The sequence below is a fragment of the Agromyces archimandritae genome, assembly GCF_018024495.1.
Lineage (GTDB): Bacteria > Actinomycetota > Actinomycetes > Actinomycetales > Microbacteriaceae > Agromyces > Agromyces archimandritae.
The window spans coordinates 1,520,079-1,533,691 of the sequence record NZ_CP071696.1; the positions used below are offsets into that span (position 1 = coordinate 1,520,079).

13 protein-coding genes are annotated in these 13,613 nt (G+C 73.2%); 1 reads left to right on the forward strand and 12 read right to left on the reverse strand.

Going from position 1 to position 13,613, the window contains the following annotated elements; all coding sequences use genetic code 11:
- Nucleotides 1–94: 94 nt before the first annotated feature.
- The 5 genes from G127AT_RS06880 to G127AT_RS16065 all read right to left on the reverse strand — a co-directional run bounded on the left by G127AT_RS06880 (nt 95) and on the right by G127AT_RS16065 (nt 5,802).
- Complete coding sequence (locus G127AT_RS06880) at nt 95–886, reverse strand: type 1 glutamine amidotransferase (protein WP_244857804.1); 792 nt, start codon at nt 884–886, stop codon at nt 95–97.
- The gene (locus G127AT_RS06885; protein WP_210901338.1) at nt 883–1,923 is read right to left on the reverse strand and encodes a dipeptidase; all 1,041 of its coding nucleotides are present in this window, start codon (nt 1,921–1,923) and stop codon (nt 883–885) included. Before G127AT_RS06885 ends, G127AT_RS06880 begins: the two co-directional genes overlap by 4 nt.
- A gap of 229 nt (nt 1,924–2,152) precedes the next feature.
- Nucleotides 2,153–4,264 carry an o-succinylbenzoate synthase gene (gene menC / locus G127AT_RS06890; protein WP_210901340.1) on the reverse strand — a complete coding sequence of 704 codons (2,112 nt, stop codon included), beginning with the start codon at nt 4,262–4,264 and terminating at the stop codon, nt 2,153–2,155.
- Nucleotides 4,265–4,273: 9 nt separating this feature from the next.
- Nucleotides 4,274–4,909 (reverse strand): MurR/RpiR family transcriptional regulator, encoded by a 636-nt coding sequence (locus tag G127AT_RS16060; protein WP_244857806.1) that lies wholly within the window; start codon nt 4,907–4,909, stop codon nt 4,274–4,276.
- A complete protein-coding gene (locus tag G127AT_RS16065) occupies nt 4,906–5,802 on the reverse strand; it encodes a GNAT family N-acetyltransferase (RefSeq protein ID WP_244857808.1) in 897 nt (298 codons plus the stop codon). Before G127AT_RS16065 ends, G127AT_RS16060 begins: the two co-directional genes overlap by 4 nt.
- A gap of 103 nt (nt 5,803–5,905) precedes the next feature.
- On the opposite strand from G127AT_RS16065, the gene G127AT_RS06900 reads away from it, so the two are divergent.
- Nucleotides 5,906–7,114 carry a M20/M25/M40 family metallo-hydrolase gene (locus tag G127AT_RS06900; RefSeq protein ID WP_244857810.1) on the forward strand — a complete coding sequence of 403 codons (1,209 nt, stop codon included), beginning with the start codon at nt 5,906–5,908 and terminating at the stop codon, nt 7,112–7,114.
- On the opposite strand, the gene G127AT_RS06905 is transcribed toward G127AT_RS06900, so the two are convergent.
- The 7 genes from G127AT_RS06905 to G127AT_RS06935 form a co-directional block, all read right to left on the reverse strand.
- Nucleotides 7,092–7,676 (reverse strand): C39 family peptidase, encoded by a 585-nt coding sequence (locus G127AT_RS06905; RefSeq protein WP_210901347.1) that lies wholly within the window; start codon nt 7,674–7,676, stop codon nt 7,092–7,094. The two genes, G127AT_RS06900 and G127AT_RS06905, sit on opposite strands and share 23 nt — an antisense overlap.
- Nucleotides 7,677–7,795: 119 nt before the next feature.
- Nucleotides 7,796–8,017, reverse strand: coding sequence for a hypothetical protein (locus tag G127AT_RS06910; RefSeq protein WP_210901349.1), 222 nt, complete (start codon nt 8,015–8,017; stop codon nt 7,796–7,798).
- Nucleotides 8,014–8,811, reverse strand: coding sequence for a serine hydrolase (locus tag G127AT_RS06915; RefSeq protein ID WP_210901351.1), 798 nt, complete (start codon nt 8,809–8,811; stop codon nt 8,014–8,016). The genes G127AT_RS06910 and G127AT_RS06915 overlap by 4 nt, the downstream gene beginning before the upstream one ends.
- A gap of 20 nt (nt 8,812–8,831) precedes the next feature.
- Nucleotides 8,832–9,905: a C45 family autoproteolytic acyltransferase/hydrolase gene (locus G127AT_RS06920; protein WP_210901353.1), complete on the reverse strand. Its 1,074-nt coding sequence runs from the start codon at nt 9,903–9,905 to the stop codon at nt 8,832–8,834.
- Nucleotides 9,902–11,677 (reverse strand): ATP-binding cassette domain-containing protein, encoded by a 1,776-nt coding sequence (locus G127AT_RS06925; RefSeq protein WP_210901355.1) that lies wholly within the window; start codon nt 11,675–11,677, stop codon nt 9,902–9,904. The genes G127AT_RS06920 and G127AT_RS06925 overlap by 4 nt, the downstream gene beginning before the upstream one ends.
- Nucleotides 11,677–12,579, reverse strand: coding sequence for an ABC transporter permease (locus G127AT_RS06930; RefSeq protein ID WP_210901357.1), 903 nt, complete (start codon nt 12,577–12,579; stop codon nt 11,677–11,679). Before G127AT_RS06930 ends, G127AT_RS06925 begins: the two co-directional genes overlap by 1 nt.
- Entirely contained in the window at nt 12,576–13,610 is a 1,035-nt protein-coding gene (locus G127AT_RS06935; RefSeq protein ID WP_210901359.1) for an ABC transporter permease, read from the reverse strand. Before G127AT_RS06935 ends, G127AT_RS06930 begins: the two co-directional genes overlap by 4 nt.
- Nucleotides 13,611–13,613 lie beyond the last annotated feature (3 nt).

The following is a 13,613-nucleotide window of genomic DNA, read 5'->3' on the forward strand; positions in this document are numbered from 1 at the left end:
CCGCCCTTCGGCCCGCATCCAGCGGCCTATCCGAACAGGGCGAGGGTCTCGCCGATGATCATGCACACCACGGCGATGATGATATCAGTGCGCCTCAGGCGGCGCGGACCTCGGCGGCGAAAGCCGCCGCGAGCGCGGCGCAGCGGGCGGCGGAGTCGGGTTCGACGGCGCGGGCGGCATCCACCAGGGAATCGCGGGAGATGCCCTCAGCGGAAAGCGCCGCCTCGTCCCAGCGCAGCAGGTCTTCGGCGCCGGCCTCCGGGTGGAACTGCAGGCCCCGCACGTGGCGCCCGAGCCGGAACGCCTGGACCTCGCAGGCCGCGCTCGATGCGAGCAGCACGGCGCCCGCCGGCAGCGCGGTGATCATGTCCTGGTGATTCTCGATGACGTGCGCGGCCGGCGCGAGGGCGCCGATCACGGCGTCGGCTGCACCGGCATCCGTCGCACGGATCTCGGTCGCGCCGCGCTCGGGCATGCCATGGGCGGCGCGCACCTGCCCGCCGGCGACGTCGGCGAGGAGCTGCCCGCCGAGGCAGATGCCGAGCGTCGGCAGGTCGGCGGCGATCGCCTCGGCCGCGAGCGCACGCTCCGCGGCGAGCCAGGGGGCGCGGGCGAGGTCGTCGGGCATGAATCCGCCGCCGAGCATGACGAGGCCCGCATACCCGGCGATGGATGCCGGCAGGCCGTCGGCCCCGTGCCGCACCTCGAGGTCGAGGCCGGCCTCTTCGAGCCAGCCGGCGAGGCGGCGCGGCCCGCTCGACGGGCTGTTCTGCACGACGAGCACGCGGGGCGGCGCAGCGGATGCCGCGGCGCGCCCCTCCGAGGCTGCGGCGCAAGCGCCCGCGCCCGCGGCAGCGCCGCCCGCGGCATCCACACCCGCGCTCACGCCGCCCCCTCCGCGAGGAAGGCTCGGTACGCGCCGTCGGAGGCGTCGATGACGCGGAGCACGTTGCCGCTGCCGAGCTTGACGAGTTCGGCGTCGCTCCAGCCGCGGCGGCGCAGCTCGTCGAAGAGCGCCGGGTAGTCGGCGACGGAACCGAGGCCTTCGGGCATGGCGTCGGTTCCGTCGTAGTCGGCGCCGAGGCCGACGGCGTCGATGCCGGCGACCTCGCGGACATGGTCCACGTGGTCGGCGACGTCGGCGATCGTGACGACGGGCGCGGGCCCGTCTTCGCCGGCGAGCACCCACTCGTAACGCTCGACCGTGAGGAACGATGGCACGAACGCGACCATGTACACCCCGCCGCCGGCGGCGACGCGGGCGATGACGTCGTCGGGCTGGTTGCGGGGGTGGGGGTTCAGGGCGGCGGCGCCGGAGTGGCTGACGATGACGGGCAGGGTGGATGCGTCGAGGGCGTCGCGGGCGGTGTCGGTCGAGACGTGCGCGAGGTCGACGAGCATGCCGATGCGGTTCATCTCGGCGACGACCTCGCGGCCGAAGCCGGTGAGTCCGCCGTGCTCGGGCGGGAGGGCGGCCGTGTCGGCCCAGGAGGTGTGCGCGTTCCAGGTGAGCGTCAGGTAGCGGGCGCCGAGGCGGGCGTAGCTGCGCAGCACGGCGAGGGAGTCGTCGATCTGGTGGCCGCCCTCGACGCCGATCATCGAGGCGATGCGGCCGTCGGCGATGGCGGCGCGGGCGGCATCCGCCGTCGCCGCGATGCGGAACGCCTCGGGGTAGCGGGCGGCCATGCGGTGGATGAAGTCGATCTGCTCCAGGGTCGCCGTCACGACGCCGGGCCCGCTGAGGTCGGTGTGCACGTACGCCGACCAGAACTGCGCGGCGACGCCGCCTGCGCGCAGTTTCGGGATGTCGGTGTGCACCGTGAGGCGAGTGTCGTCGATGCCCTCGACGGAGTATCCGCGCTCGGTGCGGGCCGTCCACGGCAGGTCGTTGTGCCCGTCGAAGACGGGGATCGCGTCGGTCATCGGAGCTCCTCGTCTCGTGCGGTTCAGACCATTCTTCACCCGCGGCGACGCATGGATGCCTGCGGGCCGGCGAAGGAGCGCCACCGTCGGTCGAGTAGGCGCGCCAGCGCCGTATCGAGACCAGCAGAGGGTCTCGATACGCTCGTGCCTCGCTACTCGACCGGCGAACGAGCACGCCAGCGCCGCGCCTCGCTACTCGAGCGGCGAATGGGCGGCGCGATCGCTCGGCTCATCCGATGCCCTCCGGTGCGTCGGCGAGCGCGGACTGCAGCCGTTCGGTGAGGTCGCGGTCGACGGGCCGCGCCTCGCCGTCGAGCCGGTTGATCGGCGCCGCGCGGCGGGTGCTCGACAGCAACCAGAGCCCCTCGGCATCCGCGAGCCGCGACACCGGCACCTGCTCGTGGCGCACCTCGAAGCCCTCGCCGGCGAGGAACGCGATCGCCGTGCCGAGGGTCGTGCCCTCGAGGATGCCCTGCCGGGCAGCGGGCGTCACGAACTCGTCGCCGAAGCGCATGAGCACGGTCGAGCTGGGGCCTTCGAGCACGTATCCGTCGCTCGAGACGAAGATGACGTCTTCGGCGTCGCGGCGGGCCGCTTCGCGCAGCACCGCCTTGTTGACGGCGTACGAGAGGGATTTCGCACCCTGCAGCAGCCACGGCGAGGTCTCGGCGACGTCGCTGCGGTAGCCGCGGTCGAGGGTGACGACCGAGACGCCCTCGGTACGGGGGCGGGCGAAGTCGCCGGATTCGAACACGGTCACCCAGCCGACCGGGACGCCGGTGCCCTCGATGCCGCGGGTCATGACGAACTTCGCGGCGATGTCCTCGCCGCCGTGGGCCGCGACGGCGTGGCGGATCGCCCGCTCCCACACCTCGAGCTTCGGCGCGGGCAGCTCGAGCATCCGCGCCGATTTCGCGAACCGCGCCAGGTGCGGGCCGAGGGCGAACAGGCGGCCGCCCTTCACGCCGACGGTCTCGAAGACGCCGTCGCCGCGGGTCGGCCCGAGGTCCTGCACCGAGAGCTGCGGCTCGGCCGGGTCGACCTCGCGGAACTCGGCGGCGACGGGCGGCACGCCCTCGGCGAGGTCGTCGACCATGACGACGACGATGCGGGGGGTGGATGCCGCGGGACGCCCGTCCGGGGCGGCGCCGCCATCGGTGGGCGCGGCCGCGGCAGCGGCATCGGTGGGCGCGGCCGCCGGGGCGGCGCCGGCCGCGGCCTCGCCCGCGGCATCCACTCGCGCGTGGCGCAGCCGCTGCTCGGCGAGGAAGCCGGCATCCACCTCGTGCCCGATGCCGGGCGTCGTCGGCACCTGCACGATGCCGCCGTGGGCGACGATCGGCGGCGTGACGATGTCGCGCGCGTAGTACTTGTCGGAGCCCGACACGTCGGACGGGTACGAGAAACCGGGCAGGGCCGACACGGCGACGTTCACGGCACGGCCGATGCCGAACTCGTGCATGCCGCCGCACCACACCGGCACGCCGGCATCGCGGGCGAGGTCGTGCGCAGCGCGCGCCACGCCGGGGCCGCCCATGCGGGAGACCTTGATGTTCAGCACCCGGCCGGCGTCCAGGGCGAGCATCGTGCGCAGATCGTCGAGGGCGACGACCGACTCGTCGAGGCAGACCGGCGTCTCGATGCGGGACTGGAAGCGGGCGTGACCCGTGAAGTCGCGCGGCGCGAAGGGCTGCTCGATCATCGCAAGGCCGTCGGCGTCGAGCGAGGAGAGATGCGCCATCGTCTCGTCGTCGGAGCGGTACACGCCGTTCGCGTCGACGTGCAGCACGAGATCCGGGAACGCCTCGCGCACCAGACGCACCGGCTCGACATCCCACCCGGGGGCGATCTTCAGCTTGACGCGGCCGTAGCCGGCATCCACCTGCCGCTGCACCTGCGCCAGCAGCTCGTCGAACGTCGGCTCGATGCCGAGCGAGACGCCCGCCTCGACCTCCGTGCGGGTCGCGCCGAGCGCCCGCGCGAGCGGCACGCCCTCGGCACGCGACCACAGATCCCAGGCGGCACCGGCGAAGCCGGCCTTCGCGAATTCGTGCCCGCGGATCTTCGCCCACGCCGCCTCGAGCTCGTCGGGGTAGCCCCACTCGGTGCCGAGCACGGCCGGCGCGAGATAGCGGTTGCCGACCTCCCACGCCGTCTCGTTCGTCTCCGAGGTGAAGTACGGACCGCTCGGGCTCGCGATCTCGCCCCAGCCGACGACGCCGGATGCGTCGTGGGCCTCGACGAGGATGTGCGTCAGGCTCGTCTTGCGGTGCGAGCTGGTCTCGAAGCCGTGCACGAGCGGCAGGCGCACCTCGTGGAGCTCGATGCGGGTGATTCTCATGCGCGTTCCTTATTCGTACAGGGCGAGGTCGTCGAGGAGTTCGTCGCGGACGGCGAGGCGGCGGCGGGCGCCCTTCGCGCTCGCCGTGGTGAGCGCCGACAGCAGGTGGCAGACGGCGGCGATCGCCGTCGGCGAATCGGCGTAGGAGGCCGACCCGGTGTCGACGACGATGAGGGAGTCGGCGTATTCGGCAAGCGGCGCGTCCTCGCGGTCGGTGACGACGACGAGGCTGCCGCCGGCCTCGTGGAAGAGGCGGCCGAGGGTGACCGTCTCGCGCCGGTAGCGGCGCATCGAGAACAGCACGAGCACATCGCTCGGCCGCACATCGCTCAGCACGGTGAGGGTCGTCAGCGCGTGCCCGTCGACGAAGTACACGTTCGGCACGGTGCTGGCCAGGTCGGCGTTCAGCAGCGCCGCATAGGCGGCCGATTTGCCCTCGCCGGCGATGTACTTCCGGCGGGCGCCGAGCAGGATCGCGGCCGCATCGGGCAGCGCGGCATCGGCCCGCAGCCGCTCGAAGGTGTGCGCGAGCGATGCGGTCTCGGCATCCATGACCCGTTCCTGCAGGGCCGTCGCCGAGACGTTGCGCCGCAGCCGTTCGCCGTAGCGGGCCTGCGGGGAGGAGAGGGCGCGGTTCTCGGTCACGTGGTGCCTCCCGGGGTGGATGGGCGCTGCGCGCCGGGGGTGGATGCCGGGCCGTGGCCGGCCCGGGTGGTGCCGGGGGTGGATGCCGTGGTGCCGGGTGTGGATGCGTCGGGGCCGGGTTCGGAGGCCGCAGCGGCGGGTGCGGATGCCGCAGGCACCGCGAGGTAGGCGGAGGTCGCCGTGCCGAGCCGCACGCAGCTGACGAGCACGAAGCCGTCCTCGTAGAGGGCGCGCATGCCGCCCCGCACGCGTTCGGCGAGCCGCGGCACGGCGGCGACGGCCGGGTCGGCGGGAACGGGCATCCACCGCCGGCCCTCGATCTCGACGGGCACGGCGACCTCGGCGGCGGCGAGCCCCGCGGGCGGTTCGACGGCGCGCACGGCGGCGTAGGGGTCGGGCACGGCGATCGGCCATTCGGCGACGATGCGGTCGCTGCCCGGGCGGTGGTAGTAGTCCTCGACGAAGGCGGCGCCGTGGGCGCCCAGCACGTCGAAGTTGAAGTGGGCGTTGCGCGCGAGCGCCGGGTCGAAGGCCCAGCGCATACGGGTGGCACCGGAGGCGAGCGCGACGAGCCGCTGCCGCTCCTTGAGCAGGCGGCCGATTCCGCGGCCCTGGTGGGCGGGGTCGATGACGGCGGCCTGCGAGTAGTGGTACGCGCCGTGCCCGTCGCTCGCCGGGAACCCGTAGGCGAAGCCGATGAGCCGCCCGCCGGCGTCCCGCACGCCCACGGCGGAGCCGCCGTTGCGCACGAGCGCGCTCAGCAGGTTCGCGTTCAGGGCGAACGACGCCGGGTCGTACCCGAACACCCGACGGTACAGCTCGCCGGCCGCGACGAAATCGGCGGCATCGGCGAGCTCCTCGGCACGGTGGGGGGCGGGCTCGGCATCACTCACATGATCAATCATATGACGCATATCTTTACGCACAATGGATGCCTCGGTGCGGTTTCGTGCGAAATCTGGTGGAATGATCTGCGGCACATCATTGGGAGGAACCGTGACCCCTGAAGAGGCGACAACCCTCGCCGCCGCGGCGCGGCCCAGCGCGTTCGAGCGCGTGCGCACGCTCGTCGGCATCGAGTCGCCCACCGGCGACCGAGCCGCCAGCGAACGCATCACGGCGCTCATCGCCGACTGGTTCGCCCCGCTCGGCGAGGTGCAGCGCATCGAGGTCGAGGCGGGCGTGCACCTCGTGATCGACGTGCCGGGGGTGGATGCCGGCGCGGCAGCCGAGGGCGCCGCCGGGTCGGCCGGCGCCGCACCCGATGCCGGGCGCGCCGGGGCATCCACCGAGGCGCCCCTGCTCGTCGTCGGCCACACCGACACCGTGTGGCCGGCCGGAACCCTCGACGGCGAACTGCCCTGGTCGGTCGACGGCGACACCGTCACCGGCCCCGGCGTCTTCGACATGAAGAGCGGCATCGTCGTCGCCCTCACCGCGCTCGAACTCCTCGCCGACCGGCCCCGCCGCCCCGTGCGCCTCGTGCTGAACTGCGACGAGGAGATCGGCTCGCCGAGCTCGGCCGAGCTCGTCGTCGCCGAAGCCCGCCGCGCATCCGCCGTCATCGCCTTCGAATCGCCGCACCCCGACGGCGCCCTGAAGGTCGGGCGGGCCGGCAGCACCCGGGTGCGCCTGGCCGTCCACGGTCGCAGCGCGCACGCCGCCCTCGACCCCGAAGCCGGCATCTCGGCGATCGACGAACTCGTCGACCAGCTGCTCGCCGTGCGCCGCATCGTCGACGACACCCATGCCGCCGGCGGCCGTGTGCTCTGCAACATCGGCACGATCACCGGCGGCACCCGCGCGAACGTCGTGCCCGACGAGGCCGCCGCCGAGATCGGGCTGCGCTTCTTCGACGGCGACACCGAGGAGCGCGTGCTCACCGCACTCGCCGGTCTCACCCCCGTGCGCGCGGGCGCCCGGCTCGACGTCGAGACGCTGAGCCGCAGGCCGGCATGGGCGGCGACGGATGCCGACCGCGCACTGCTGACCGGGCTCGAGGCCTGTGCCAGCGCGCTCGGGCATCCACTCGGGGGCAGGCCCGCCGCAGGCGCCGGCGACGCGAACCTCACCGGCGCGGCCGGCGTGCCCACCGTCGACGGCCTCGGCCCCCGCGGCGGCGGCGCGCACGCACCCGGCGAGCACATGAGCCTCGCCTCCTTCGAGGAGCGCATCGCGCTCGTCACGCTCCTGTTCGCCCGCTGACGCCCGGCGCTGCGGGGCGCACCACGTAGGCGACGCCGCCGCTGCCGCGCCGCCAGGCGGCCTCGAAGGCGGCGCGCGGGTAGACACGGCGCACCCCCTCGTTCGAGGCGGCCGCCGGGTCGTTCACGATGACGTCGCCCGCCTCGGTGACGCCGCGGATGACGAGCAGGTGCCCGGCCGTCGCATAGCCGGCCTCCGGCAACTGCTCCCGGGTGAACGACACCGAGCCGATCAGCGGAATGCCGGCCGCGAGCATCCGCTCCGCCTCGGCGAGATCGGCGAAACGGTCGACGTAGGCCTCGAGCCCGTCGCCGGCGGCCGCGGCCGCGCTGAACGCCCAGTTTCCCGTGCCGCGATAGGCGTGATCGTAGGCGCGGATCGCCGTGTACGGCACCTGCGCATCCCCGTTCGGGGCGTGGATGCCGGCGAGCTCCGCCGCACCCGGCGCACGCCCCCACGCGGCGCGCACCATCGCGACCGAGCTCGGCGAGCACCAGGCCTCGCCGCCCCCGCCGTACTCGGGGTACTCGCCCCGGTGCGGATACTGCGCATACCGCGGCACCGCGATCTCCCCGGCCCAGCCGTGAGTGGACAGGAATGCAGGGTCCGGGGGCTCCGCAACCCTGCATTCTTGTCCAGTCACCTGGGTGGGCGGTTCGGAGGCGACCGCGCCGAGCAGGGTCACCCGGGGATCGCCTCTGCCGCGGGGAAGCCGAGCTCCACGACCGGCCCCGTCCAGCAGGCGACGTCGAGCTCGCGGACGCGGGCGTCGGGATCGAGCGGATCGGTGCGCGACTCCCGGGCGGGCGTCGCACCGAAGACGAGGGCGCCCGCGGCATCCACCGCCGTGCCGTCGTGCCGGCCGCCCGCGAACGCGCGCACCGCGTCGAAGCGATGCCTCACGCGAGCACGTGCTCCCGGATCGCCAGGCCCGCCTCGCGCATGACGGCGAGGGCCTCGTCGCGGCGGTCCTCCCCCGGCGCCCAGTTGGCGAGCACGGCGTAGGCGACGCGGCGTTCCGGCGACATGACGACGCCGATGTCGGCGCGCACGGTCGACATGGTGCCGGTCTTGTTCCACACCCACAGGCCGCGGTCGAAGAAGTCGTGCGCGAGGGGGTCGAGGCCGAAGCCGGAGGGCACCATCGAGCAGTCCATGCCCGCACCGAGCCAGCGGCGGAACATGTCGCACGCCTCCGGCGTCAGCAGCTCCTTGCGGGCCAGGCGCGCGACGAAGTCCGACAGCTCGGCCGCCGTGCCCGAGGAGAGGGTCTGCGGGGCGCCGGGCGGCCGCGGCCAGCGGATCATGTCGTGCAGCGCCGAATCGCGGTAGCCGAGCGCCTCGGTCGAGGCCTGCACCGCCTCGATGCCGACGCGGCGCACGAGGGTGTTCGTCGCATGGTTGTCGCTGACGGCGCCGATGAGGGCGCAGAGGTCGTAGATCGACAGGGTGGATGCCTGCATGAGGTACCAGAGGCCGGAGTCGTCCATCCAGTCGCTCGGGCGGCGCGTGACCGGTTCGTCGAGGCTCAGCCGGCCGGCGAGCTCCTCCTCGAGCACCGTGTGCAGCAGGAACACCTTGCCGATGCTCGCCGTCTTCAGCACCCGGCCCGTCTCGTGCGCGAACAGCACCTCGCCGTCGTCCAGGTCGAACGCCGTCGCCGACCACACCAGGCCGTCGTGTTCGGGGAACTCCATGTCTCCTCCTGTCTCGCGGGCTACGCGGCCCGCGCCTCCCCCGACGCGAAGGCGCCGAGCTCGCCCGTCCACGCCGCACCCTCGCCCTGTAGGGCGATGCGGTCGCCGACGAGGTCTGCGACGGCCGTGACGAAGGTGAAGATGTCGGCCGAGCGGTTCAGCACGCCCGGCGAGCGCAGGGCCGAGAGCACCTCGGGTGTGGATGCCGCGTGCCCCGCCGCCGTGGCGAGCGCCGCGCCCCGGGTGCGGCTCTCGGCGAGCCACGGGTCGTCGCCGCCGGGTTCGAGGCCGGCGGCGCCCGCCCCGACGTAGCGCAGGTGGTTCGTGTGCCACCGGCATCCACTCGCGGATTCGGCCTCGCCGATGACCCCCGCCGCGTTCTCGACCGTCGTCGCGAACCCGGCGCCGGCGACGTTGAACGCGAACCCGCCCGCGCACGGGATGCGCCGCACCGCGTCGAGCCCGGCCGCCCCCGTCGGCTGCCGTTGCGCATGCCGCGCGAGCAGATGCCGGCCCGCGCCGGCGAGCTCGGCGGCGACGACCGGCAGATGGTCCATGCCCCAGACGACGCCCGCCGACGTCGCGACGAAGGCGTTCGCCGGCACGAAACCCGGGTACCAGACCGCGGTCACATCGGGGTCGCCCTCGATGCGGAGCGTGACGAGCCGCACCGTGCCGGCGAGGTCGCCGTCGCCGTCCTCGTTGTGGCCGAGCACGAGACGCGGGCGGCCCGCGGCATCCACTCCCCCGAGCACGAGATCGCTGCAGCCCGTGCCGTCGCGGCCGAAGTCGCCGCGCAGGTTGTACGTCCAGAGCTCCCGGGTGCGGATGCCGGCGCCCGCCGCCATCGCGTCGAGCTCGGCCGACTCCACGGGGCAGTGCCGGCGGGTCGCCGCGATCACGGCATCCACCCGCTCGCCCGCCGCCGTGCCGTCGGTGCGGGCCACGAGCCGCTCCCACTGCCCGCCGGGCCGCTCGCGGGCCTCGCGGATCTCGGCGGCGAAGCGCGCACCCAGCTCGTGGAAGACGGTCTCGCGGTCGCCGGCGAACACCGTCCAGGCCAGGCCCGCGACGGGCTCGTTCTCGTGGATCACGGGGCCGCCTCGGCGGAGGCCGAGACCGGGGCCGGGTCGCCGGGAGCCGGGTCGCCCGCTCCGCCGACCGACGGGCCGGGTGCGGATGCCGTGGCGCGCGCCCGGGCATCCGCACCCGCACCCTCGGCCATGCCCGCATCGGCGATGCTCGGCGCCGCCGCCAGCAGCCGCTTCGTGTATGCGTGCTGCGGGTCGAGCAGCACCTCCTCGACCGTGCCGCGCTCGACGATCTCGCCGTGGTACATGACCGCGACGGTGTCGGCGATGTTCCAGGCGAGGCCGAGGTCGTGCGTGATGACGAGCGCCGACAGGCCGAGCTCATCGCGCAACCGCAGGATGAGCGCGAGGATCTCGCCGCGCGCCGAAGCGTCCAGCGACGCGACCGGTTCGTCGGCGATGATCATGCGCGGGTCGACGGCGAGGGCACCGGCGATCACGACGCGCTGACGCTGCCCACCCGACAGTTCCTGCGGGATGGCACGGATGTAGCGCTCCGGCGGCGACAGCTCCGCCGCCTCCAGGCTCTCGAACACGCGGGCCCGCTCGTCGCCCGCGAAACGCTGCACGCGCAAGCCCTCGGCGACCGACTCGTACACGCTGATCTTCGGGTTCAGCGCCGCCGCCGGATCCTGCAGCACGAGCTGCACCTCCGAACGGAACGCCCGCAACCCCGTCCCCTTCCGCGCGAGCGGTTCGCCGTGGAAGCGGACCTCGCCGCCCGCATCCGGCTGTTCGAGCCCGAGCAGGGTGCGCGCGAGCGTCGTCTTGCCCGACCCCGACTGGCCGACCAGGGCGACGATCTCGCCCTCCCGGCACGCGAGATCCACTCGGCGAACGGCCTGCACCGTCTTGCCGCGAGCCCGATAGGTCACGCTGAGGTTCCGCGCCTCGAGGATCGGCGCGGCGGCCGAGAAGTCGATCGCCTCGGTCGCCGGCGCGTTCGGGTCGGACTTCCGCGAGACCGGGCGGCGGCGGGATGCCGGGTCGCCGATCCGCGGGAACGCATCGGCGAGCTGCTTCGTGTACGCCTCCTTCGGCGTGTTGCACACCTCCGCGGCCGGGCCGACCTCGACGAGGGATCCGCCCCGCATCACCGCGATCCGCTCGCACGCGGTCGCGAGCACCGAGAGGTCGTGCGAGATCATCAGCAGGGAGATGCCGCGCCGGGTCACGAGATCGCGCAGCACCTCCAGGATCTGCCCCTGCACGATGACGTCCAGCGCCGTCGTCGGTTCGTCGGCGATGACGATGTCGGGCTCGCACGCCAGCGCCATCGCCATCATGATGCGCTGCTTCTGCCCGCCCGAGAGCTCGTGCGGGTACGACTTCGCCTTCTCGGGCGGCAGATCCACCTGCCCGAGCAGCTCGGCCAGGCGGCGCTTGCGGGCCTCGGGCGTCTTCCACGCATCCTTCACATGCAGTTCGAGGGCCTCGAGGATCTGCTGGCCGACCGTGCGGACCGGGTTCAGCGAGTGCATCGCCCCCTGGAACACGATCGACGCCTCCGCCCAGCGCAACGCCCGCAGGCGGCCGAAGCTGAGCCCGGCGACATCCTCGTCGCCGACGAGGATGCGCCCCTCCAGCCGGGCGTTGCCGGGCAGCAGGCGCAGCACGCCCATCGCGAGCGTCGACTTGCCCGAACCCGACTCGCCGGCGATGCCGAGGGTGCCGCCGGCGGGCAGATCGAGGCTCACATGCGAGACGGCCGCCACATCGTCGCGGTCGCTCGTGCGGTAGGTGATCGAGACGTCCTCGAAGACGAGATCGGGCATCAGCGGCTCCTCAGGGTCGGGTTCGCGATGGTCTCGAGGGCACGGCCGACGAGGGTGAAGGCGAGCACGACGGCGACGATCGCGACGCCCGGGATGATGACGTACCACCAGTACCCGCTGGTGGCCGCCGACACGTCGAGGGCGTCTTTCAGGATCGTGCCCCACGACTGCTGCCCCGCCCCCAGACCGAGGAAGGCGAGGGTCGACTCGGCGATGATCGCCGAGCCCACCGTGAGGGTCGTGTTCGCCAGCACGAGCGGCAGCACCGCCGGGAACAGGTGCTTGCCGATGATGTGCCAGTGCCCCGCCCCCAGCACCCGGGAACGTTCGACGTAGGGGCGCGCCTCGACGCTCAGGGTCTGCGCGCGCACGAGCCGGGCGGTGCCGGCCCACGAGGTCAGGCCGATCGCGATCACGATCGTCCAGATGCTGCGCGACAGCGCCGCGCTCAGCACGATCGCGAGCACCAGCGACGGCAGCACGAGGAAGAAGTCGACGAAGCGCATGATGACGCCGCCCGCCCAGCCCGTGAAGTGCCCGGCCGCCATGCCCATGATCGTGCCGATGATCATCGACATCGCCGTCGCGGCGACGCCGACGATGAGGGTCGTGCGGGCGCCCCACACCATCCGCACCCAGATCTCCCGGCCCTGGTGGTCGGTGCCGAGGGGGTGCTCGAACGAGGGCGGTGCGAACCGCGGCTGGCCGACGAGCTTCGTGAGGTCGAGCATCGAGCGGTCCGCGATGAGCGGCGCGAACACCGCCACGAGGATGATGACGACGAGGATCGCCGCGCCGATCATGCCCGAACGGCTGCGGCGGAACGCGTTCCAGACGCCGGCGGCCGCCTCGAGGCGGCGGCGTGCGGCGAGGCTGCGAGTGGATGCCGGTGCGGTGCTCATGCGCGCCTCACTCTCGGGTCGAGCTGCCGGTAGATGAGGTCGGCGATGAGGTTGAAGACGATGATGATCGCCGAGAACACGACGAAGGTGCCCTGCAGCAGCGGCAGATCCGGCCCCGAGATCGCCTCGTAGGTCAGCTTGCCGAGGCCCGGCCATGAGAACACCGTCTCGACCGTGACGGCCCCGGCGATGAGGCCGCCGATGTGCATGAACACGAGCGTCACCGCCGGCAGCAGCGCGTTCGGCACGGCGTGGCGGCGGCGCACGAGGTCGTCGCGCAGGCCCTTCGCACGGGCCGTCGTGAGGTAGTCGGCGCTCTTCTCGTCGAGCAGGGACGCCCGCATCACCATGAGGTACTGGGCGAACACCACCGCGACCATCGTGACGACCGGCAGCACGAGATGCATGGCGACGTCGAGCACATAGCCGGGATCGCCCGGCCGCATCCCGGGCGTGACCATGCCGCCCGTCGGGAACCACCGCAAGGTGCCCCCGAACACCATCAGCAGGATGAGCGCCAGCCAGAACGTCGGCACCGACCACAGCACGAGCGAGGTGCCCGAGGCGATCTTGTCGAACAGCGAGCCGTGCTTCCAGCCCGCCCGCTGCCCGAGCCACAGGCCGAGCGTGATCGCGAGGATCGCCGCGGTGCCGGTGAGCAGCAGCGTCGGCCACAGGTACTGGCCGATCAGGGTGCTCACCGACTCGCGGTACACGTAGCTCTCGCCGAGGTTGCCCGTGACGATGTTCACGAGGTAGTCCCAGAACTGGGCGATGAGCGGCTTGTCGAGGCCGTACTGGCGGCGGAGCTCATCCATCTGCTCGGGGCTCATCGGGCGTTCCTGCGCGATCTTCCGCACCGGGTCGCCCGGCAGCACCCGGAACGCGAAGAACCCGAGCACGACGACCATGACGAGGCTGATCGCCGAACCGCCGATCTTCGTCGCGAGATACCGCCAGAACGACGAGCCCCCGCGGGGCCCGTCCTCCTCCTCCCGCACCGCCTCCTCGGGCGTGAGCAATTCGGTCATCGC